General features: G+C 52.0%; 30 protein-coding genes. All 30 read right to left on the minus strand.

The window, feature by feature from the left end:
* Window positions 1–12: 12 nt before the first annotated feature.
* The 30 genes from D5270_RS10160 to D5270_RS10305 all read right to left on the minus strand — a co-directional run bounded on the left by D5270_RS10160 (window position 13) and on the right by D5270_RS10305 (window position 20,475).
* Window positions 13–435 (minus strand): hypothetical protein, encoded by a 423-nt coding sequence (locus tag D5270_RS10160; RefSeq protein ID WP_166544001.1) that lies wholly within the window; start codon window positions 433–435, stop codon window positions 13–15.
* Between the two features lie 13 nt (window positions 436–448).
* Window positions 449–874 carry a hypothetical protein gene (locus D5270_RS10165; RefSeq protein ID WP_166544002.1) on the minus strand — a complete coding sequence of 142 codons (426 nt, stop codon included), beginning with the start codon at window positions 872–874 and terminating at the stop codon, window positions 449–451.
* 145 nt (window positions 875–1,019) lie between these two features.
* The gene (locus tag D5270_RS10170) at window positions 1,020–1,880 is read right to left on the minus strand and encodes a hypothetical protein (protein WP_166544003.1); all 861 of its coding nucleotides are present in this window, start codon (window positions 1,878–1,880) and stop codon (window positions 1,020–1,022) included.
* A 74-nt stretch (window positions 1,881–1,954) separates the two neighbouring features.
* On the minus strand, window positions 1,955–2,182 hold the full coding sequence (locus tag D5270_RS10175; RefSeq protein WP_166544004.1) for a hypothetical protein: 228 nt from the start codon (window positions 2,180–2,182) through the stop codon (window positions 1,955–1,957).
* On the minus strand, window positions 2,175–2,669 hold the full coding sequence (locus D5270_RS10180; protein WP_166544005.1) for a hypothetical protein: 495 nt from the start codon (window positions 2,667–2,669) through the stop codon (window positions 2,175–2,177). Before D5270_RS10180 ends, D5270_RS10175 begins: the two co-directional genes overlap by 8 nt.
* A 2-nt stretch (window positions 2,670–2,671) precedes the next feature.
* Window positions 2,672–3,052, minus strand: a complete 381-nt coding sequence (locus D5270_RS10185; protein ID WP_166544006.1) for a hypothetical protein — start codon at window positions 3,050–3,052, stop codon at window positions 2,672–2,674.
* 256 nt (window positions 3,053–3,308) lie between these two features.
* Window positions 3,309–3,512: a sigma factor-like helix-turn-helix DNA-binding protein gene (locus D5270_RS17125; protein ID WP_166544007.1), complete on the minus strand. Its 204-nt coding sequence runs from the start codon at window positions 3,510–3,512 to the stop codon at window positions 3,309–3,311.
* Between the two features lie 13 nt (window positions 3,513–3,525).
* A complete protein-coding gene (locus D5270_RS10195) occupies window positions 3,526–3,870 on the minus strand; it encodes a hypothetical protein (RefSeq protein WP_166544008.1) in 345 nt (114 codons plus the stop codon).
* Window positions 3,871–3,927: 57 nt separating this feature from the next.
* Window positions 3,928–4,242 carry a hypothetical protein gene (locus D5270_RS10200; RefSeq protein ID WP_166544009.1) on the minus strand — a complete coding sequence of 105 codons (315 nt, stop codon included), beginning with the start codon at window positions 4,240–4,242 and terminating at the stop codon, window positions 3,928–3,930.
* A gap of 3 nt (window positions 4,243–4,245) precedes the next feature.
* Complete coding sequence (locus D5270_RS10205) at window positions 4,246–4,506, minus strand: phage holin (RefSeq protein ID WP_166544010.1); 261 nt, start codon at window positions 4,504–4,506, stop codon at window positions 4,246–4,248.
* 12 nt (window positions 4,507–4,518) lie between these two features.
* Window positions 4,519–5,955 carry a phage tail protein gene (locus D5270_RS10210; RefSeq protein ID WP_166544011.1) on the minus strand — a complete coding sequence of 479 codons (1,437 nt, stop codon included), beginning with the start codon at window positions 5,953–5,955 and terminating at the stop codon, window positions 4,519–4,521.
* A complete protein-coding gene (locus D5270_RS10215; protein ID WP_166544012.1) occupies window positions 5,948–6,727 on the minus strand; it encodes a hypothetical protein in 780 nt (259 codons plus the stop codon). The genes D5270_RS10210 and D5270_RS10215 overlap by 8 nt, the downstream gene beginning before the upstream one ends.
* The gene (locus tag D5270_RS10220; protein ID WP_166544013.1) at window positions 6,727–8,751 is read right to left on the minus strand and encodes a hypothetical protein; all 2,025 of its coding nucleotides are present in this window, start codon (window positions 8,749–8,751) and stop codon (window positions 6,727–6,729) included. Before D5270_RS10220 ends, D5270_RS10215 begins: the two co-directional genes overlap by 1 nt.
* The gene (locus D5270_RS10225; protein ID WP_166544014.1) at window positions 8,751–9,149 is read right to left on the minus strand and encodes a Gp37-like protein; all 399 of its coding nucleotides are present in this window, start codon (window positions 9,147–9,149) and stop codon (window positions 8,751–8,753) included. Before D5270_RS10225 ends, D5270_RS10220 begins: the two co-directional genes overlap by 1 nt.
* A gap of 15 nt (window positions 9,150–9,164) precedes the next feature.
* The gene (locus tag D5270_RS10230; protein WP_166544015.1) at window positions 9,165–10,355 is read right to left on the minus strand and encodes an InlB B-repeat-containing protein; all 1,191 of its coding nucleotides are present in this window, start codon (window positions 10,353–10,355) and stop codon (window positions 9,165–9,167) included.
* Window positions 10,355–10,729, minus strand: coding sequence for a collagen-like protein (locus D5270_RS17045; protein ID WP_166544016.1), 375 nt, complete (start codon window positions 10,727–10,729; stop codon window positions 10,355–10,357). Before D5270_RS17045 ends, D5270_RS10230 begins: the two co-directional genes overlap by 1 nt.
* Before the next feature lie 15 nt (window positions 10,730–10,744).
* Window positions 10,745–11,545, minus strand: coding sequence for a siphovirus ReqiPepy6 Gp37-like family protein (locus D5270_RS10240; RefSeq protein ID WP_166544017.1), 801 nt, complete (start codon window positions 11,543–11,545; stop codon window positions 10,745–10,747).
* 1 nt (window position 11,546) lies between these two features.
* Window positions 11,547–12,437 carry a phage distal tail protein gene (locus tag D5270_RS10245; protein WP_166544018.1) on the minus strand — a complete coding sequence of 297 codons (891 nt, stop codon included), beginning with the start codon at window positions 12,435–12,437 and terminating at the stop codon, window positions 11,547–11,549.
* A 9-nt stretch (window positions 12,438–12,446) separates the two neighbouring features.
* Entirely contained in the window at window positions 12,447–15,161 is a 2,715-nt protein-coding gene (locus D5270_RS10250; protein ID WP_166544019.1) for a phage tail tape measure protein, read from the minus strand.
* A gap of 15 nt (window positions 15,162–15,176) precedes the next feature.
* Window positions 15,177–15,419 carry a hypothetical protein gene (locus tag D5270_RS10255; protein WP_166544020.1) on the minus strand — a complete coding sequence of 81 codons (243 nt, stop codon included), beginning with the start codon at window positions 15,417–15,419 and terminating at the stop codon, window positions 15,177–15,179.
* Between the two features lie 29 nt (window positions 15,420–15,448).
* A complete protein-coding gene (locus tag D5270_RS10260) occupies window positions 15,449–15,802 on the minus strand; it encodes a hypothetical protein (RefSeq protein ID WP_166544021.1) in 354 nt (117 codons plus the stop codon).
* Window positions 15,799–16,440 (minus strand): hypothetical protein, encoded by a 642-nt coding sequence (locus D5270_RS10265; protein WP_166544022.1) that lies wholly within the window; start codon window positions 16,438–16,440, stop codon window positions 15,799–15,801. Before D5270_RS10265 ends, D5270_RS10260 begins: the two co-directional genes overlap by 4 nt.
* Before the next feature lie 12 nt (window positions 16,441–16,452).
* A complete protein-coding gene (locus tag D5270_RS10270; protein ID WP_166544023.1) occupies window positions 16,453–16,824 on the minus strand; it encodes a hypothetical protein in 372 nt (123 codons plus the stop codon).
* On the minus strand, window positions 16,821–17,171 hold the full coding sequence (locus D5270_RS10275; RefSeq protein WP_166544024.1) for a head-tail adaptor protein: 351 nt from the start codon (window positions 17,169–17,171) through the stop codon (window positions 16,821–16,823). The genes D5270_RS10270 and D5270_RS10275 overlap by 4 nt, the downstream gene beginning before the upstream one ends.
* A 1-nt stretch (window position 17,172) precedes the next feature.
* On the minus strand, window positions 17,173–17,598 hold the full coding sequence (locus D5270_RS10280) for a hypothetical protein (RefSeq protein ID WP_166544025.1): 426 nt from the start codon (window positions 17,596–17,598) through the stop codon (window positions 17,173–17,175).
* 10 nt (window positions 17,599–17,608) lie between these two features.
* Entirely contained in the window at window positions 17,609–18,604 is a 996-nt protein-coding gene (locus tag D5270_RS10285) for a hypothetical protein (protein WP_207709352.1), read from the minus strand.
* 19 nt (window positions 18,605–18,623) lie between these two features.
* A complete protein-coding gene (locus D5270_RS10290; RefSeq protein WP_166544026.1) occupies window positions 18,624–19,247 on the minus strand; it encodes a phage scaffolding protein in 624 nt (207 codons plus the stop codon).
* Window positions 19,248–19,421: 174 nt separating this feature from the next.
* Window positions 19,422–19,667, minus strand: coding sequence for a hypothetical protein (locus tag D5270_RS10295; RefSeq protein WP_166544027.1), 246 nt, complete (start codon window positions 19,665–19,667; stop codon window positions 19,422–19,424).
* Entirely contained in the window at window positions 19,664–19,828 is a 165-nt protein-coding gene (locus D5270_RS10300) for a hypothetical protein (protein WP_166544028.1), read from the minus strand. Before D5270_RS10300 ends, D5270_RS10295 begins: the two co-directional genes overlap by 4 nt.
* Before the next feature lie 251 nt (window positions 19,829–20,079).
* Entirely contained in the window at window positions 20,080–20,475 is a 396-nt protein-coding gene (locus D5270_RS10305; protein WP_166544029.1) for an HK97 gp10 family phage protein, read from the minus strand.

A 20,475-nucleotide genomic window follows, 5' to 3' on the forward strand; every position in this document is an offset into this window, starting at 1 on the left:
CAGACCCTCCTATCAGGCGTTTTCCAGCTGGCGCATAAAGCGCTGTATGACCTCGCGGTCCTGCTCATTAGCAGACTCAATAGCCATCTCCAGGTGTTCCATCATCTCGCTGCGGCCTTCGTCCCGGCTGTAACCCCCTGTGCGGCTGTACCTTCCACGGTTGTCCCGGTGCGTATTACTTCTGCCGTTACCGCCGCTGCTATAATGGCCCCTTACCCAGTGCTTTCCGCGGTTAGCATAGCTACTGCCATCATCATAGGCCCCGGTCTGACTATAACCCTCACCCTCTTCAAGCATACATATCTTGTCGATATTCTTGATGGTGTCGGTCAGCTTGTGTATTACTTCCAGGTCGCCTGCCCCCAAGTCCTGCTTGCGGGCATACTCTTCCAGCTCCTCGCAGAGTTTATCCTTTATGTCATATAGTTTTTCCATATTGATTCTCCTTTCAGGCCACGCGGTCAACTATCACATTAACATTCTGGGCCGTAATTGCCTGTGTGCTGGTGTTCTCCAGGGCTATTGTCAGGCAGCACCCTTTTGGCACGTCTATAATTGCCTCCACATGGACGTTAAACAGGTCGCCCACGGCGGCGGGTGTTACTATCGCCGTCGCGCTGTTCAGAGGTTCACCGGTTATCGCCAGAGAGACCGAGATAGCCCCGGCTGTACCTCCAGCGGCAACCGCAATATTTCCGTCGGCGCTTACCCTGTAGCGGGCGCGGCACTGGTTTGTTATACCCCTCAGGGTAATAATGCCGCTGCCGTCTCTGTGGCATACGTATCCCCTATTGCAGGAAATGGGGGTCTCTGTCAAGAGGACATTCTGACCGGCAGGCACCGTCTGTGGCGCGTTAGCGGTATATTCAGGCATAATATCCTTCCTTTCTATCTAAATTAATAGTATAACGGTATAACGGCGAGGGTACACTACCCCCGCCGCTTTTGGTTGCATTATCGGCAGAGCATTTATGCTCTTGGGGCCGAACATCTAAGCCTTACTTAGAAGAAGTTTTGTCTTAACATGCAGAACAAGTATTCCCCCAGCCACCATTAAAGTTACCGCAGCAGTTGGTGGGGAAAGTCACCTGAGCCGGAGGCTGGACAACATAGGCTGGAATTGGGCAATCATTGCCGGTGCGGCGCAGGATATCAGCCTTATTAGCGTCCATAGCGGCCATCAATGCGGCGTTCTGGGCGGCCTGAGAGGCGGACAGCTGGAGCGCCTGAATCTTCGCGGCCTGTTCCGCGATTCGCTCATCCTTGGCTTCCAGCCGCTGAGCGGTCAGAGCATCCAGGATGGCCCGGGCGTTGGCGTTCTGGTTCTCAATCAGGTCGCGGGTATTGGACTGCATCAGATTACGGGTAGCGCAGTCTTCCTGGGCGATGGTAAACTTCACGCCGTCAATGGAGCGCTGAGTGTCGCAGCAACAATCCTTCTGCTGATAGCCCAGGTTACACAGCTGCTGCATCAGCGCAGCCTGCCGCTGAGAATTGGCGTTCTCTGCCTGATAAGAATACTGCATGACGTTCATGCCCAGGCCGTTGATACTGTTCTGCATGGCGTAGAAGCCGTCGCACAGCCCCTGGGTTACACCGCGCACAGCGTTCTCCAGGCCGTTGAAATTGAACTCGCTGCACAGGTCGGCCCTTGTGAGAGCGCCATTAGCCGCGGCAATCATACCGCCGTTACCCCAGCCGCCCATGCCACCCCACATGCCGCCGCCAAAGCCGCCGAACATCATGGGGAACATGAACATCATAATTATGGCAATCAGCCATTCGCCAAGGAATCCCCCGCCAAAGCCGTTACCATTGTTTCTGTCAGTCACTGCAGCAATATCTGCCGCAGACAGACCGTTTTCTGTTCCAAGGGACATAAGTAATTCTCCTTTATAAATGTATTTCTACCGCGTGCGCACGCGTTTGTAGACATAAGCGCTGTCTTGTCTCGCTACCAGCGGAAAAACCCCATCATCTTCTGGGCCACCTGCTCTGCTGCTTTGCGGACTTCCTTATACTGCTCCTGGGACCATTCCCCGGACTGAAGCTTCCCCTGCACTTCCTCGATAGGGTTCCCCTTAAATCCCTGAATGAACTGGAGAAGATTTGGGGCAAGATTTCGCGTACTGCCGGTCTGGGCCTGATTAGCGCCCATAGCTTCCCTAAACGGATTAGGCATTATCTATATCCTCCTTTGTTTTTGGAGCCCTCGCGGGCTTTTTCAGCCGTTCTGCAAGCACCTCATCCAGTTTGTCCCATGTGACAAACTTCGTAAAATCCACCTGCTCCTGAGGCTGAGGCACAGGTGTGTCTGTTCTCTCCACAAGGTCGTAGACTATAGTGCTGGGCTTACCAGTACTGTCAGCTTTACGCAGATATATCACCGGGTTATTTGTGTCCCACAAAGGCACCGCGCTGTTTGCGACAACAAAATAGCTATCGGCCTCCTGTTTGCCTGAAACCCAGATTATTCCATTCGGCGCTCCGCCCACCCCACCCTGAATAGATTGCTGGGCAGGCTGTGCTATTTGTGGCAGCGGCTGTAGGCCCTGAGGCTGCTGCAGGCTTTGCATCTGCTGGCTCTGACGCAGCTGTGCCAGCTGGTCCGGCACATTGGGCGTATAATACCCGCCCTGATATCCCGGATAAAAATTTGGATAGTTCATTGTCAACGCTCCTTCGACCAATAGTAAAGTGGCACCTCCATGCCGCTGTCCCAAGTGTCATACCAATTTCCATTCTTCACACATACCACGTGCCCAGAAAGGGCAAGTATATATGTACCGGCAGGGTGCTCATTGGCAAAATCCAACACTGTATAGCAGTCCGGGCAGTTATCCGGCATAATATGCCGCTTGAAGCCCTGCTCCCTTAAATACGCTCCCCAGACATGATTTGCGCTTGGCATATCGCACATGAGAAACCCCTGCAGGCAAAGGGCCGTGAAGGTCTCCTCCCAACTCTGTTCCAAGGCCGCTGATACCGCCCGGACAGTACAGTCCCCCACATGTTTGCGCTGAGGGTTTGGGTTATGAAACTGATAGCTCATTGTTCCCTTCGCAAAGCCCGCAGTCTGGGCAGCAGGTCTCACGCCCGCAGGGACAGGCTGAAGTGTCCTTCTTGATTTCCTTTCTGGTATCCATAAAAACTTACCTCCCAAATAAAAACAGAGGACAGAAAACCGCCTTTCAGCGCTGATACGGCCTTCGCCGTGTCTGTTTCCCTGTCCTCCTCGTGTGAATATTATCACATAAAAAAGGAGAGGAAACCTATCGATTTCCTCTCCCTTATCTGTCAGAAAAATGTCACATGACCTTATATATTTTCTTTTTTATATTTCGTATGCGCCTGTTTACAGTGGACTCGGACATATGGAGCCTCTGCTGTATCTCCACCAGCGACCGGGCCTGTACCCTTAAATCAAATACCTGCCGCTCCTCGTCGGTAAAATTGCAGACCTCCCGGAATCTCTCGCACTCGGGCCGGGTGAATTCAGTCTTGATATTCACCGCCGCCACCTACTTACGCTTTATCCTGGTCCCCTTGGACTTGCCCTTCTTGCGCCTGCGTACTGTAACCTTCGCCATTAAATATACCTCCCTGGTTGTCCCCCTGCACATAGTTGGCATTGCCGCCTCCCTCGCCGGTGTCCACCACCACGGAGTCAAACTGGCTCCACTGATGGATATGGTAGATACTGAGGCCCGCCATACTTACGATAAGCAAAGCTATCACAATGCACAGGGAAATTATAACTTTTTCTTTAAATATGTTCGCCCTCTTGAGCTCCCTGTACATTTCGGATGCCAGGGTCTCCGGTGTGCCGATATCGATTTTTTCTTGCGCCTTTACTTTCTTTTCGCTCATTTATCTTACACATCCTTCCTTTCCTAAAAGAATACCATTTTTCGGGGGATTAGTCAATCACCCAATCCTTCCCCCAGCCATCAAATAAACCGCCACCCCGCCCGCCACGGCGCTGATAACCGCAGCCACCACCGCCTCCCAGCGGCGGGCAGGCCTTCCTTTAAGCTCGTCCACGTTCTTGCCCAGGCTCTCCAGCTTTTCCATAATAGCGTCAAACCTTGCCTTCTGCACATCACTGGTGCGCTCGAGGGTGTTGAGCCTGCCGTAAATCTCCCTGTGGCTGTCCGCATTCTGGGACTGGTACTCGTCAAGCTGAGCCTCAAGGCGGTTGACCTTCTCGGCTACTGGGCAATTATCCCTGCAGTCACCCATAGTCTAGCCCTCCTTGGGACGCTCATATGTAAGGGCCCGAGCGCTGTCCTTCACCCCGGCAGTTGTGGGGTCGTTGACTATGCCCAGCAGAGCCAGGACAGCGAATACCGCGTTTACAAAGGCCAGCAGCCTGGTCCCCAGCTCCCCAAAGTCAAGGCTATAGCCGAAAACCGCTGCCCCCGCCTGCACCAGCAGCAATACCGCCGGGACCAGCGCCAGCCAAAATGCCTTGTTTCTGATACGGACTTTCCAGTTGATTTTCATGTTTTGACCTCCTTAGTCTATGGTTTTGGTGTACTTCAAGCTAACATACAGCGTTCCAGTCCAATTTTTTGACGAATAATTCTGCTTAAACTTCATTGATGAGCTTTCGATGAATATAGAACCAAGATAGTTGTTTAGCGGGATTTTGCCACTGGTGTATTGAAATGTAGACTCCGTATCTATAAGAGTGTCTACTTCATCAATAGGAATATTGATGGCTGTTACAGTCGACATTCCAGGCATTCTAAAGTCTTCAAATATGTAAAGTTTCCTATAAATCGGCTTTCCGTCAACCCATGTTCCAATTTTTAATTCTTCCGTCGAGTATTCATCCCCACGGTTGTTTGGCTCAAAGGCTTTGATGCAGTAAAGAACAGACGCATTCACAGGGTGAGATGTAAATCTAAGAGCACGTTGTTCCGTATTCCAATAACGAGCACCGTCGTGATAATACAATGGTAAATCTGAAATCTCCAAATACTCATCGATATTGGTGGGATAAACGGCAATCCCTCCCGGAGTTATTCCGTTCCAGTTATTACCATCCCCAATCCCCATATTGGGAAAAGTTGTTCCTTCCTGCTTCTCACCAATCTCTCCTGAAAGCTTTTCCTCGGCTTCGCCATGATACCCTCTCAGGAAAAGGTTTCTAAGGTCAGGGACGGCAAACGTGGTCTCTCCATCCCCACCGAAATATCCAAAGCTGTTGAACTGTTCTTTAATAAAACCCGCCAGCTTCGGATAAGCAGAGATTACATACTCACCGCCATCGCACACAAGATAGCCGTCAGGAGCAGTTTTGCCCATGAAGCTTATAACCGTACCAATAGGGTTACCGTCTGCGCCGGGAGGCCCTGGAGCGCCGTCTTTGCCGTCGGCCCCATCCTTACCGGGAGGACCCTCCGGCCCAGGCGGGCCATCCTTTCCCGGCTCGCCCTGAGGGCCCGGTGGTCCTGGTGGCCCCGGAGTCCCTGCGCCCCCGCTGCCGCCGGTATTTTCCTGTGCGACAGCGTTTCCGTCTTCGTCAAAGCCCACTATCTGCCCGGGCTCGCCGGTGAGCTTGTCCTGCTTTTTAGCAAGCTCCTGCTCCCAAAGGTCCGGGGTAGGCGATCTGGCGGCTTCCCCGGGAGACGCTCCCTCAAGGACCGTGCCGAGCTGCGCCCACACAGTGGGCAGCACAATCTCCCCGCCGTTTGCGCTGCCGTAGACCCCGGCATAAACCGGCACTTCCGAAGCCTTAAGCACCTCCCAGGGAATCACGCACCTTGCAGTATCGTCCAGCCGGAGCTCCCGAGTGAGCTCACCCGCGCGGAAGACTGCGGTTTTTGTAAGGCCCTCCCAGTCCGGGGAGAAGGTGAACTCTGCTTCATTTACATTTACTGAGCCGCTGGTTAGCTGTTCCCGCTGCTTTACAGTCAGCTCATTCTTCTTTGCATACAGTTTAAACATTGGCTCCTCCGTATATCCATGTCCCATAGCGTCTGTCTACATGGGTAATGTTTGGCAGATACTCTCCAAGCATGTCCCGCAGTTCCTTATACTCTTCCGGGATATTCCCGCCGCTGCACAGCAGCCAGCCCGCGCCTGGGCTTTTCAGTCCTGTGCTGAGCTCCCCTATCCCCGGCCCCGCCCCGGACTGCTCGATATATGCACCCAGCTCCGACACCGCTTTGCCGGCCTTTTCTATCACCTGCTCGCCGTATGCCAGTATCCGGTCAACTTCCTTGTCAATGCCGCCGTTTGTGAACTCATAGGCCCGCAGGCCGTCCACGGTCAGCCCTGCAAGGGTTGGCACATACTCCCTCAGGTCTGTCATATCCCCCGGCAGCAGGTTTGTGGCTCCCCGCTTTATCCTTAGCCGGTACAGTGGCACAGTGTACAGTTTCCCCTGCAGCTGACTGTCTCCGGCATTCTCCACTACCACAAGTCTGGCCTGCCGCTCCTCCCTGTCCAGCTGTATAGCGGCTATGTCCTGTCTGTCGCTGTGGGACCATCCGGGAGATATCGAAAGCTCCAAAGGCGCGTCGGCCTCAACCCACCGCCCAGCCGCAAGGCCATACCCGCTGCCCAGCGTCAGCGTCATCCCCTCAACCGAGGCCTCTAACCTGCTCCCCTTCATGCATACGCCGTCCCCGGTAAGCTGCCATATGCTTTCGCACATATCACCCGCGCTGTCCTTAGCCGAGCTGGGCCCTAGGCAAGGGCCATACTTCAACGCCATCAAACCGCCTCACTTTCATCCGGCTCTCTGGCCTTGATATAGGCTGGCACGCCGTCACTGGCTAGGTTAGGAAGCCATGCGCCGTCGTTGGCGTAGTCGTACAGTGTGTTCAATACTATTTTTGCCAGCTTCACTTCATTGGCTGTGTCCTGCCCCAATACGTAAAGCGTACCCTCGTCCTCAGAGTAATCGAGATATCCAAACTGAGTTATGTTCCCCAGAACCGCCGTAGTGTCCAGATACCCGAAGTCCCCAGCTCTAAGGGTCCGGGAGAAGATGATGCCGGTACCCACGAAGAACATAAAAATATTTTTTCCCCACAGATACGCCCCCGCATCCACGAATACCCTAGCCCCAGAGGGGAGTTTTAATGTTGGCAATGTTCCACCTGATTCATTTGCGCTAAAATCTATATAATTGAATGCGTTCGTATCAAACGAATACACCATTATCCTATCACTTGTTACATTTATTGGCCCATAGCTCCTTCTTAAGGCCCCATATGTATTATTGGATTTTCCGCTACCGTTAAATATATTGGTTGGCGCTGAATTAACTACATTAATATACTGACCAACGGCTTCACCTTTACTTTTTCGGCTACAGGCTACTCTTTGGAAATCTGGTTTACTAGACATGGCCCAATCTGAATTAACCGATTGCGCCGAAGCAGCAGGAGTTTCAATATTATTCGTCCATGAAAGTAAGCAAGAGTGCGAATTTCCGTATGTAGACCGCTCAGCTCCCCCATACATAGTGTACATTTCAATCCCACCTGACATATAGGAAGTAACGTAAGGTACCGCCATGGAATTGTTAAAATAATAGTATTCCTTGTGCCCTTGTTGCAGTTGATCATCATTAACTTTTATATCTTTAAACGGTGGCTCCATGTCAAGACTGCTTTCTGTCCCAGTAAACTCCGCACAAAATATCAGGCAATAACGCATCCAGCCGTAGTTGCTTGAATCAGTCGCGCTCCCGCCGCTTTCCACTATCTGCGACAAAAAGAGCTTTGCTCCGTAGCCCTTCAGATGGGGGACTATCGATAAGCACAGCGGTTTTTCCGTAGTCGGAGTAATAAAGGAGCTGAAGTTCACGTTTGTGCTCTCAAGCGTTATCTCCTTCACATCCCAGCCACCATCAAGGTTTATTCCGTAAAGCTTATTATCCGCATACGAATACGTCCACATCCTGCCGTCATATATCGCTCCATTGGTAATTTGCCTGCCCACCTGTCCGCTGGATATCAGTTCAAATTTGTCTCCGCTAGGAATGTGCTTCCCCAGTGCCGCCACCAGTTCCGGGTAATCGTCCTCGCTGATAAACCTGCCGTCACAGCGCAGCCACTCCGGGCCCACATTCTGGCTTGCGGTAAACTTAACAGTGCCCACGGCGGGAGGGGTGAGCTTGTCCACCTGAGCGGAGACCCTGGCTATTTCAGCGTTCAGGCGCTCTTCCTGGGCCTTCAGCTGCTCCTGGGCCTGATTCAGCCGGTCCTCAATCTCGTTGTCAATATAGTTCACAGCGTACTGCACCTTCGCTGAAAGAGCGCCGAGGGCATCTATCTCGCCGCAGACGCTTATATCCCCCCGGGTGTCGGTAACGGTGCCCTCGCCGGGGTTTGCATAGCCCAGCACCAGACAGTTGGGATAGCTGTCGGCCTTCTCGGTGTATGTAAGCTCTATGAGCCTTCGTGCAAGGTCCAGGCGGGCCACCACCGCATACTCGCCGGTGGGCGGCAAGATGACCTGATAGCCCCGGAAGGCCTCAGGGTCCTCCTCAGGCCCCTGGACGTTTGCCAGCCAGTAGCCGTCTATAAATAGGTATCCCCGGGCTATCCAGGCCGTGGAGCCCTCTATACTCACCTTCATGCTGTCGGGATTGTTATAGACGCACACGCCGCTGCCGATGAACGCCCCATAGTACCCGGTAAAGTCTTTGGAGCTATACTCCCTGTCATACTTGCCGGTAGCCTCCAGCACTTGGGCATCAAAGTCGAAAAAGCCGTCGTAAACTGCCATTATTTATCTTCCTTTCTAGCAAGTTTTTCATACACTGTGGGCTGGCTGTAGCCGAGAGTCAGGGAGAGCCCCCGCCCCTCCCGGCTCACGGTATACTCAGCGGCAGTCACCAGCGCCTGCACTGTAACCCCCAGCCTGCGGTCGCTGACCGTTATCCTGTCCCCCAGCTTATAATCCTTCCCAAACTCATAGGCCGCGCCCTCCGTGCGCACCTGTGCTGAAAAGCTCTGCACCAGCTGCTTTTCAGCCAGTTTCTCCCGCCCCCGGGTAGTAAGCGCCTGTGCATACTCCTCCGGGCTCAAAGCCTCCTCTCCCTCGCCGCTCTGGATATCCCTGGCGTCGACCCATAGTTCCCGGCGGGAGAGGCCGGTGGGGGTGGTGTTGGTGTTGGTTGGCATGATGGGCTCCTTTCTTTAGGCATTGTAACTGTACGCCCCTGATTGTTCAGCTAATGCGACAGCTATGTTATCTCCGCAACATAATTTTCTCCAATATATACTGTTTGATAAGTTGCTTTTAATCCAGTTAATACCATCTGAACTAAAGAAAATATTTCCGGAATTTGTCATAAGTATAAATTTACCGCTCCCAAACGAATTACCATTCCAGCTATGCGATCCGGATAATGGTAACGGTACTTCTTCCCAGTCATACAAATTACTACTCCTATATACGCTATTGCCAGAGGCTGGAACAATTATAAATACTCCATTTCCTCCTGCTATACCATTACTTTGATATAGAGGGTTTATACCTTTTTCCCAATCTATACCATTCGTTGAAAAAAATAATGTTTCCCACCCCAGTATAACAAACTTTCCATTTGCGTATGTCGCTCCATAATTAGCTTCTATAGGAACATTTATCTCTATCCAATCTTTTCCATCTTCACTGTACGCGGCAAACATGTCAGGTGCAAATGCCACAAATTTACCATTCCCATAAGTTACTGAAAACCAATTTCTGGCATTCGGCATGTTTCCTGTTTCCCAATTTATTCCATCATCGCTATAAAACATATCTGAATTATTCGAGCTATTTTGTAAAAACACAAACCGTCCATTCCCATAACAAGCACCACCGGTTCCATTGCCACCTAAACTGCCGCGGCTCCATGTTTTCCCATCATTACTCAAAAAAATTTCAGAGTAATAATTTGCAATGAAAACGCCATTGCCATATATCAAATTATTCCACATAGCACTACGCGGAAGAGTATACGGCCACCAATTCCTTCCCATCACATATTGCCATTCAGAAAACTTTGCTTCAAGTTCTCTATCTCTCTGCACCATAAATTCATATTGAATATCAATACTAACAGTGATTCCATCTTCCATCCACTTCTGGAAATTATAGCTTGCACCAGGGTTTGCGCTAACTTGCACCATCATCCCATCACTAGCGACCCCACCCCCGCTAACGGTTCCCATTTCCGGGTCACTGGATGTCACCGTGATAGTCCGCACCCCCTCCGGCAGACTGCTGCTGGGCAGCGCCAGAATCCTCTCCGCAAACTCCCCTGCGGGTATGGGCTCAGTACTCCCCTCCTTCTCCCTTATAGCGTCGGCAATAGCAGCCAGCTTTTCCTCCTGCACACTCATCAGTAGCTCCCCTCCCAACTGTCCAGTATTGCGGCCCTGATAGCCTCGTTCACTTCATCCATGGACACGCCACCCGCCGGACCCTCAGGCCCCCGGGGTCCCTCCGGCCCGGGCGGCCCCTGTTCACCCTGGGGTCCTGCCGGTCCTATGGGGCCCACCGGCCCTGCAGCACCTGTCGGGCCCGCTGGCCCAGTGTCACCCTTTGGGCCTCTCGGACCCTCTGGTCCCTGGGGTCCAGTCTTGCCTATTGGCCCCTGTGGTCCTATAGGGCCTGTATCGCCTTTGGGAATATCTGCAAGACCGTTTTCCAGCCTGTTTATCCTATCGGCGGTTATCAAATCGCCGTCCTTCCATATGGTCGGTGTATAAGGCATTTTCCGTTCTCCTTTCTATGCAATGCGGGCCGCGCCCACCCGGGCAAAGCCCACTCTCGCCAGGTCCCCACCGCTCTCGGGCGTTTCACCGTTTACTGTCACCATAACGCGGTCGTCGCCCTCGCCCTCTCCAGCTACAAGGGTCACGTTGCGGAAGTCGCTGCTGTCATAGGTGTACTCGCTCTGCAGCACGTCGTCAAGCTCAGTGGAAAAGAACACCGGGTCATTTTCGCTCTGGGACATAGTCCTGTCAAGGCCCGGGCGCGTCCAGAAGACCATACCGGGCCCCGCTGGGTCGAAGCGCACGCCAAAGGCTACATTGTAGGCCTCGCCCAGCTCTATGAGGGTTTCAAGGAGGCTGCCGCCGGTCTTCTGCTTGCGGATATTATCTGGCCCCACCGTCACAGGGGGCTCTATGCTGAGGCCCGGTATTACCCTTTCTGGGTCTGCGGGTGTAACCGCGCAGGAGTCCACCAGCCTGCACATAATGCTCTGGGGCGTGCCTGACATATCATAGCGCCCCCATAAGATACGGCGGTCTAAAATACCCGCAAGGAGCCGCCCCTTTGCAGTTATGTACGGCCCGGCCTGGTCCTGCCGCTCGAAGATATACTCAATGATACCCGCTGTCCCATCCTGAAACCATATGATATTTTCCTTTGCAAGAAGGCTCCTCACCTGCTTGGTGATGGGACAAGCCACAGTGAAGCTTCCGGCGGCGAATGCCTGCTCCTGAAACATCAGGGACTGAAAGCTGTCCATTATGCCTATAAGCTCCAGCCCCGGCGTATAGACGCCCATTTTCAGTACTGACATATTATTCCACCTCCAGATACAGCGGCGTAAAGTACACCGCCACAGACATATTTGCACGCTGCTCCAAATCCTTGCAGCCCAGCGCAAGCATATTGCGCCCAGGGGCAAGCTGGAGCCAGTCGGTCCTAAAGTCCCAGTTTTTCAAGATATTCTCGCGGATTCCTTCTGCAGTCGTTAGGCGCATATATTTTGAGCCGTCCTTTGTGCTCAGCTCCAGCACTTCGCCTCTGGTAAACCGCCTGTTCACCCCCAGCACCTCCCCGGTCGTCAGATTCTTTATCTGAGGGTCCTCTACCACTCCGGAGAAGGTAAACTTCGCCGTTATCCAGGTTGCAAATCCACCTGGGTTATTGACCTCCACCGAATAGGTGGTGCTACGGGTTCCGAACACCACCGGGGCCTCCCTGCCGAAGCTGTTGGGAAAGCGGAAAAGCTTGCCGGTGCTGTCAAAGGCTGCGGCGGTGTCTGATTGGTCGGTAAACAGCGGATAGGCGCAAGTGGCCTGCAGAAGAAACCGCCTTACCTTTTCATTATTTTTTATGTACTCCGGGCTGTACCTTATGGAGCTGTCCGGCCTGAATTGTAGTTTTTTTCCTTGGTACTCCAGGGTATAGTCCTCCACCGGGGAGAAAAAGCTGTTAAGAAAATCACATCTAAGCTGCAGGTCTTTTGTGCCGCCATCCACTACCCAGCCAGTGACAGAAAGCGCCCGCTTTTCGACGGTAGTTGAAGCTATACTCTCCCCCACCTGGTCGGGAAAACTGTAGGTCTGGTGTGTACCCTGCACTCCTCCCCAGTCCACCGGGCCTAGCCAGTAGCCTTTATAGTCCCTGTCTCTCATAGTCACCGAGCCCCTCCCGGTGAGGGAAGTTATCGTTATCTCTTTTATCATACCGCCCTCCTAAAAGCCCATTGCAAGCTGCTGTGTAGTCTTCCTCCACTCCCTCGCTGCCTCTATTGGGTCAACGGCCTTGGGGGAGTAAATGTTGACGACGGTGTTGCCGGGGGCTGAAGTGGAGTTGGGATTTGCGGCACTTTCGGATGGGTTGTAAGAGCGGGCATAGGCGGTAAAGTCGATGGGGGCGGGAGTAATCCCCATGTCAAAATCTCCGGTAGTGGTACTTATGGCCTTCAATGCCCCTTCACTGGCCGCTGTCATTGCGTCAGACCACTTATAGGCATTCTCATCCACAGCCAACTCGCCGCCGTCCATAACCATCTCCCACAGCCAGTAGCCCCGCTTTGAGGGCGAGTTAATTTGCAGAGCCGCTTTAGCAGCGTTAAATGCTCCCATTGCCGCGTTTACCATGGTATCGGCAAGCGCGGAGGCCCTGCTTCTGGCAGCGTCCGACATTCCGTCCACAGCAGCCGAGCCGATGGGGGCAAAATCCACACGGCCCGCCGCGGTTTTGGCGTTATTGAGGTTGCCTACTACAGTACCCTCCATTTTGCCGAAGTTGGTGTCAACGGCAGTTAATGCCCGATTAGACATTATATCGGTGATATTCACCATGTTGTTCCAGTTCTCATCTGTGCTCCTGCTGGAATTATTCCAGGCAGTGTCTATGTACCCGGATATATCCGTAGTAACACCCTCGGTCTGAGTTGACATCATATTAAGTGAGCCAGTGACCTGCCCCTCCATGCCTCCCCAGTTGGCTTGCGTACTGTTATACGCCTGAAGCCAGCCAGAATCTATATCGCCGCTCATCCCCGCCATAGCTCCGGAGGTAGTCCCGGACATGGTGTTAAGCGACCCCACGACCTGGTTTTCCATCCCGCCCCAATTCAGCGCGGTACTGCTGTTTGCATTGCCCCAGGCGGTATCTACCGAGCTCTCTATACTGCCTGTCGCCGTGTCCGCAAGATTCACCATAGCGCTCAGGGAGCCGTCAATCTGACCCTCCATATTGCCCCAGGCGCTCTCTGTAGTGGACTCCATATTGTTGAAGGACGTGTCCAGGCTTGTCTCCATATGTTCCAGGCTCTCATCCTGCTTGCCGGTAAGCCGGTCCCAAAGACCGCCGATAGCGTCGCCAATGCCTCCAAAGAAACCGCTGATAGCTTCCCAGGCCCCTTGAACGATGTTGCATAGGCCGTCCCAGAGCCCTATCCAGAACTCTCGGAAGCCTTCGCTGGTGTTCCAGAGATAGATGAAGCCTCCCACCAGAGCCGCTATTGCAGCGATTATCAGCCCGATTGGGCTTGTAAGGAACGTGAACACGCCGCCAAGAGCTGAAATTGCCGTACCAACTGCCGCCGCGCCGCTGATAATGCTGCCCAGCCCGGACAGAAGCGGCCCGACCACAGCTACCACGCCTAAAATAGCAAGTATAGTCTGCTTCGTGCCGTCGTCAAGGCTGTTAAACCAGTTGACAACATTCGTTATCCCCTCTACAGTAGCGGTGAAAGCTGGGATAAGAAATTCACCCAAGGACTCGGAGAGAACGTCAATAGCGGAAAAAAGCCGTGTCACCGCGCCGTTCGCGTTGTCGTTCATCACGTTGTACATATCCTCGGCGGCTCCATTTGAGCCGTACACAGCACCTGTCAGCTTTTCAAAATCCCCAGGTGCAGCCCCCACCACGGCGAGAAGGCCTGCCATGCTTTCCTTACCAGCAAGAGTTGCTGCAATTTCGGCTTTTTGAGCCCCTTCTGCGCCATACATAGCAATAGCAAGTTTTTTTACGCCATCTTCATATTGTGGTAAAGTTATTTGTCCTTCGTCTAACTGAGCCTGAAGGTCATTCATTCCTTCGGTGAATTCATCAGCACTTAAGTGCCCTTCTCCGAAACCCACACGTAATTGCTGCATGACCTCCATCAAGGAGTACATATTTCCTTCATCGTCTTCTAAACTTACACCCAGCGCCTCCATTGCCCACTTCATTGTTTCTGTAGGTTTAGAAAGGTTTGTTATAATATTTCTTAACTGTGCTCCGGCAGAGCCAGCTTTGATACCGGAATTAGCCATCAGCCCCAAGGCTATAGCCACATCTTCTACAGAATAATTCAGAGAGCCCGCCAATGGTGCCACATACTTAAACGACTCGCCCAGCATACCAACATTAGTGTTTGCATTCACAGAAGCCGCAGCGAGCACATCGGCAAACCTGCCGCTCTCTCCAGCCTCCATGCCAAACGCAGTCAATGCGTCGGTAACAATGTCTGATGTAGCTGCCAGGTCTTCGCCGCTAGCTCCAGCTAAGTACATGATACCTGAGAGTCCGTCTACCATCTGCCCGGCATCCCAGCTAGCCATGCCCATATACTTATAGGCCTCGGCTACCTCAGCGGTCGAGAACTTCGTCTTTGCCGCCATATCGAGGCCGGTCTCTTTCAGCTGGACCATCTCCTCCCCTGTAGCACCAGTGATAGCCTGTACCTCACTCATGCCGGCCTGGAAGTTAGCGGCGGTATCAAGGACATGCTTGCCCACCGCTACAATGGGCAGGCTAACATTTTGGGTAAGGGTCGACCCCAGGGAGGACATACTCTGCCCGGCCCTCTGTATGCCGTCAAAGGCGGTAGATGTCCGCTGCCTTGCGCCCTCAAGCCCTCTGTCATATTCACTTGTGTCAAGGCTTATTTTTGCAAACAGGTCAAATACATCCACTGACTTCTCACCTCCCTATGCTTTATGCTTAAATACCGGTACAAGCCCGCCTTTTTCTACCACCTCAGCCACAATTTCCCCGCCGGTCTTCTCCTTCTCAGGCCTGGGCTTTATGGCTTCTGTCCACCGAATGCTTACCGCTTTGCCTTCCTGCCCCTTAGTGCAGTAAGCCGCGGGCACCGCCGTGTTTTCAAGCAGGAGCTTCATGCTGTCGGTCATATATGTCCTGTAAGAGCGCTCTATCAGGGAACGCTCCAAGCGGGCTGAACAATAGCTGATTAACGGTCTTACTTGCTTTGGCCCTTGGTATTCTCCAATGCAGAGCCAGACGAGGGCGGTATCTTGCTCTGAAATCCAAAAAGGGCCATCAGATCCGGGTCAGAGGCCATAGTAAAGACATCTTTTATCAAAGTTCCCGCTGTACAGTGGTAGTTCTTGGGGTCTTCACCATTCAATATGGCCAACATGTCTTTCACATCGGCTGCATTGTTTTTCAATATGGCCTGTGCGAAAGCCACAGCATTTTTGCCCTCGCTTCTGGCCTTTTGATTACTGGGATTCGCGGAAATTTTCGATATCGGCCCCAGCAGTGCCGCCACTACCTCTATTGCCTTTTCATCCTTAAACTCCGAAAGTTTCATGCCGTCTCCTCCCCATCGTTATCAGGTGTAGTTATTTCCTCTGTAGGCTCTGCCTCGCCCTCTCTTATGTAAATCTCAAAGGGAACTCTATCCATATCAGCCATATCATAGAAGGCCTTAAAGCTAAATGGGAATTGTCCATTTTTGTTCTTGTCCAGCGTGCCAGAAAAACCGTCCACTGACAGTGCGTTCATAATGTGTATGGCGCAGAAGCCGCCATTTTTTTCACCGTTAAGCTCAGAGTAATTGAACACCAGCCACGAGTCGTGGAAGTCGGTAACAAGCAGGTCCGCACGGGGCACTATCTTCTTTAGCACGGAGCTTATTTCCTCAATATCCGCGTTAGCCAATAACATTTTCAAGTCTTTCGCTGTTACTGTTACCGCCGTACCGCTAAGGCTTGCCTGCCAGGCCTGGGCTTTTTGCAGCTGCATAGCGTTCTCAGGGCAGTTATTGATTTCAGCTCCCATATCAGTCAAGTCCCGGGTTGCGGAAAAACTGTTGCTTCCAGTGGTCGCCCAGCGTATATCCATCGGGTCAAATTCGCCAGTCTCCGGGGTAAAGGTGCCCAGAATGATACCTGCGTCCCAAGTCATATGCTTAAAGTCACTTGGATTCATCTTGGTAAATTTTGCCATTTCTATCTCCTTTCAGTTCTCAGTAAAATATTGTGCTGTTATGTTTATATATCTCCGTTTAATAGCGTCGTCTGCCTCATCCTTCAGCGATTGGCACCAGGGCGAGCCCCTCATCAAGCGAATATACCCCCCATCGCAACCCACCACACATCCTGCCCTGCCAATCCTCTCGCTCATCTCCTGGGCCTTGGCGTTGGGTACAGCCTCGCTTTCGGTGTGATACCAGAGATTGACAGTTAGCCCAACGTCTCCCTCCTCCCAAGCGCTAGTTATAAGCTCATAGGTGAGATATGGAAATACCGCGTCTTCGGGGACGCTTGTAGTGGTATAGGCCATCAGACCAAAAGAAGAGAAAAACTGATGAATGGCAGCTGCTTTCGTCATCTCGGCAGCTCCCATTCCTCCGCAGTCACCTGGGAAAACTGGAACGTGGCAGACTTCGGAGTCTGTATATCGTCCCCATCGCTGGTAACCCGAAAAACTTTGCCATCCCTTAGCCTCCTGAACACATCGTGATACTCCAGCAGAGCGTTTGGATTACAGGTAACCGTATAAAGACTGGTGACTCCCTGCTTTTCGGCAATGCGGGCCTGCATGGATTGGTTGCAGACCACGGCAGCGCTGAACTCTGCACCGTCTGTCCAGTTGGTAGTAAAACCGCTCTCGCCGTCCGGGACGCGCCTTTTTTCAATCAACCTGCATGGTTCCATATACTCCTGTAAAAGGCTCATCTCATATCTCCCTCAGCTTTCTATATTGATTCAGCCGACTCCGAAACGCCGCCTGCCAACCGCCGGAACTGCCGCTGGCGCCATCTGCCTTGGTATAGCTGTAACCGCCAAAACTCTCCGAGGTATATGGGCTTGCCGCCCGCTCTGCATACTTCTTTTGCCATGCTGCTATCTCCGAAGCCAGCTCCACAATAGCCGTGGGTACAGCCAAAGCCCATACTGAGCCTAAAAAGGTCTCGTCTGCAAGGACCTCCATACCGGGCCCATACTGGTGCAGTCCGTCGTTAAAAACGCTCCCAAGGATTCTGAAATACTGTCCCTCCTGAAGGAACGGCAGCTGCAGTTCTCCGCCGGAAATAGTGTATTCATCGGGATATACCCCAACCTGAAACCAGTTGTGAAGCTCTGTCAATACCTGTTCAAGCATTTTTCTCTCCTTACTTAGATTTTGCGGCTGCCTTTGCTGGTGCGGGCTCCCCATCTTGTGGTGCGGGCTTGTCACCTTGTGGTGTTGGCTCGGCAGTCTGGGACGCCTCCGTGCCAGAGCCTACTGTCACAATGGCAATGCCGTCCAGGTACTCTGCCCACAGCGTCATGCCCATAATGGCGTACATATCTCCAGTAGCGCGGCTGTAGTCTCCCTCAACGTGTACGCCTATCAGGTTTGTCTCCCCCTCTACGGTGTAGTTAAGGCCCAGCCTTGCAAACTCGCTGTCGCCAGGGTCTACATAGTACAGGTCGATGTTCTCAACCGGCAGCGCAATCACTCTGCCGGAGACAATATACTTCTCGGGCAGCAGGAATAAGGTGCGGTAACCCAGGAAATTTTCTATGTAGGTGAGGCCAAAAGCCGTCTGTATTGAGATATCCTTATCGCCCAGATAGTTGTAGGCGTCCAGTATATTGGCAAAGCCAACAACCTCCGTAACATCCTTGTCCATACTCGCGAACTTGTCTAGCACCGCGCCCTTAGCCATGGCAAGGGCCCGCTGCCAGGTACTCTCTGTCCTCTTGAGAGTGCCGGTACTCAGGAATGTATAAAAATCAGCCAGCACCTTGTTTTGTAAAGCTATCAGGAATGCGTCGTCGGTCTTCTCAACCGCTACATCCGCGCCATATTTAGACACGGACTCAATAGTGACGCTCTTTGCATACTTTGCAACCTGGATATCCGCATAGCTTACCGGCGATACCTTCATCTTGGTGAAGGGTATCTCGTCGCCTTCCTCCACAGTAATGCCGCCCTGAAGCGTGCCGTCAACCTCGGCCTTGTAGGATACGAGCTTAGTGCCTGGGGCCTTGCGTATAGGGCGCATAATGCCCATAATGGTGCGCAGCGCATTCCAGTTATCCCCAAAACGAGTTACAAAATCCGTTTCCCGCGCCGCAACTGTAAACTGCCCCTGTATAGTTACATTTTCTTTTACTGCCATAATTTTCATCCTTTCTGTGTTAAGTCTGCTCGCTCATGATTTGCTCCAGCGCCTTTTGTCTTTCGCCGGTGCCCATCACATAGCGCCCCTTGTCGTCCTTTTTGTAGATGTCGTCCCTTGTGAGCTTGCCGCCGTTATTCGCCGGAGGATGGGCGGTGTTTGCCCCATGGGTCTCGGTCTTGCCCACAAGCCCGGAAAATGTGCCGGAGATAAGCGCGTCCAGTGTTTCTGTGCTTTTGAGCTTGCCCTTATCATCCAGCTCGGCTCCAGAGATTTCCTCAGAGCTTCCCCGCATGGCAATATCAAGAGCGCTGCCTGTAATGTTCTTACTCTCAAAATAAGCCCTGACAGCCTGCTCCTTCGCCATCTGTGCCTCCTTTGCGGCAACGCCGCTCTTGTACTCGTCAAACTCCTTTTTGACTTTGTCGTGCTTGTCCTTCCATCCGTCCTGCTGGGCGGCGGCAAGGTCTGTATGGGCCTGCTCCAGCTGCTTTTGAAGCTCCCCCGCTTTTCCGGCATCGGCCTTATAAGCCGACACTTGCTCCTTGAGACTGTCTACAGTCTCGGTATGAGCCTCGATTATCTGGTCTATTTTCTCGTCTTCAACGCCCATTGCCTTGAGCATTTTTCTGCTTAGTGCCATAACTATCTCCTTTGCTTCGGGGCTTTGCTTTGCCCGTGATAGATTTATAAATTCTGCTTTTCTCCGCAGTATTTACCTTATAAAATGCAAAGATGGTCAATCCGAAGGAGTTACCCTCGAATTGACCACGCTCGGTCGTTACACTGACACGTTTGTCAATGCCAAAAATGGATTTTATAAAACTCTAACTTCTTCTCTTCTGGATGTTCCGGCACCAAAAACAAGTATTTTGCCGTGGAGTTTGTTTAAATAATCCTCGCAAGCCTCATAAAATGTTTTTCCGACACCATAGCAGCTTACAAGAAACATTCCTTCTTTAACTTCACTACCCCTATACTCAACAAGGATTTTGCCCGATTCAATCTTGCACACCTCAATATCTTTTCCTTTAAGAGAAAGAAGTGTTTCTAAAGCATTCATTTTTTCACCTCCTCTCTCCTCACTCGTATTATCTTCACGCCATTTTTTACTGGTATAAGTTCAACGCGGTCTCCTTTTGATAAAATGGCTTCAGCGGTCTTTACATCGTTATCTGTCAACACGTATTTCTGCATCGGTGCACTTTTCCCTTTTTCATTCATAGATACTCTATATCAAGTTAAACACCCACTCTATCCCATAGCACATCGGCCAGAGAAAGAACCCGCATAACCCAGCAATGAACAATAACCCGAGTATAGTACATGTAAAAACGCATAACAAGAAATGCTCATCCAAATCTTGAAGTGTCAGTTGCCTCAATATTTTCACTCCAACTCTACCCGAAAATGTCATGGCAAGTAAAGATGCCGTCATCGTTATTACTACGATTTTTACCATTTTAGAGAATTCCTTACCCTTTCATTTCGCCCTCAATTATGCTCCTATATGTCCCCACATGGTCCGCAACCGCAGGCTTTAAATATGGCCGGGCCCTCTGACCGTTGGTGATATGCCAGTTGCCGTTTGCGTCCTGGTATGTCCAGGGCTCCTTGCGGCCTCCGGGATAATATTTGCCGGTGCCAAGCTCCACATAAGCCGCGTATTCAGCTACACTGCCGATATAGGCCGCAAGCTCTTCCTTTTTCACCTGGTGGGTTATGCTGTTGCGAAGGTTGCCGGTATCTACCGGGCACAAAGCCTTTGCAAAGCCCTCGCCTGTAAGCCCACATTTTTCCAGCGCCCGGATAGCTGCCGCCTGCATAGCTTTTATAAATTCTGGGCTGTTGTCAGTAAACTCAACTTTCAT

This window comes from Acutalibacter sp. 1XD8-36 (assembly GCF_009917525.1).
In the GTDB taxonomy this organism is placed as follows: Bacteria; Bacillota; Clostridia; order Oscillospirales; family Acutalibacteraceae; genus Acutalibacter.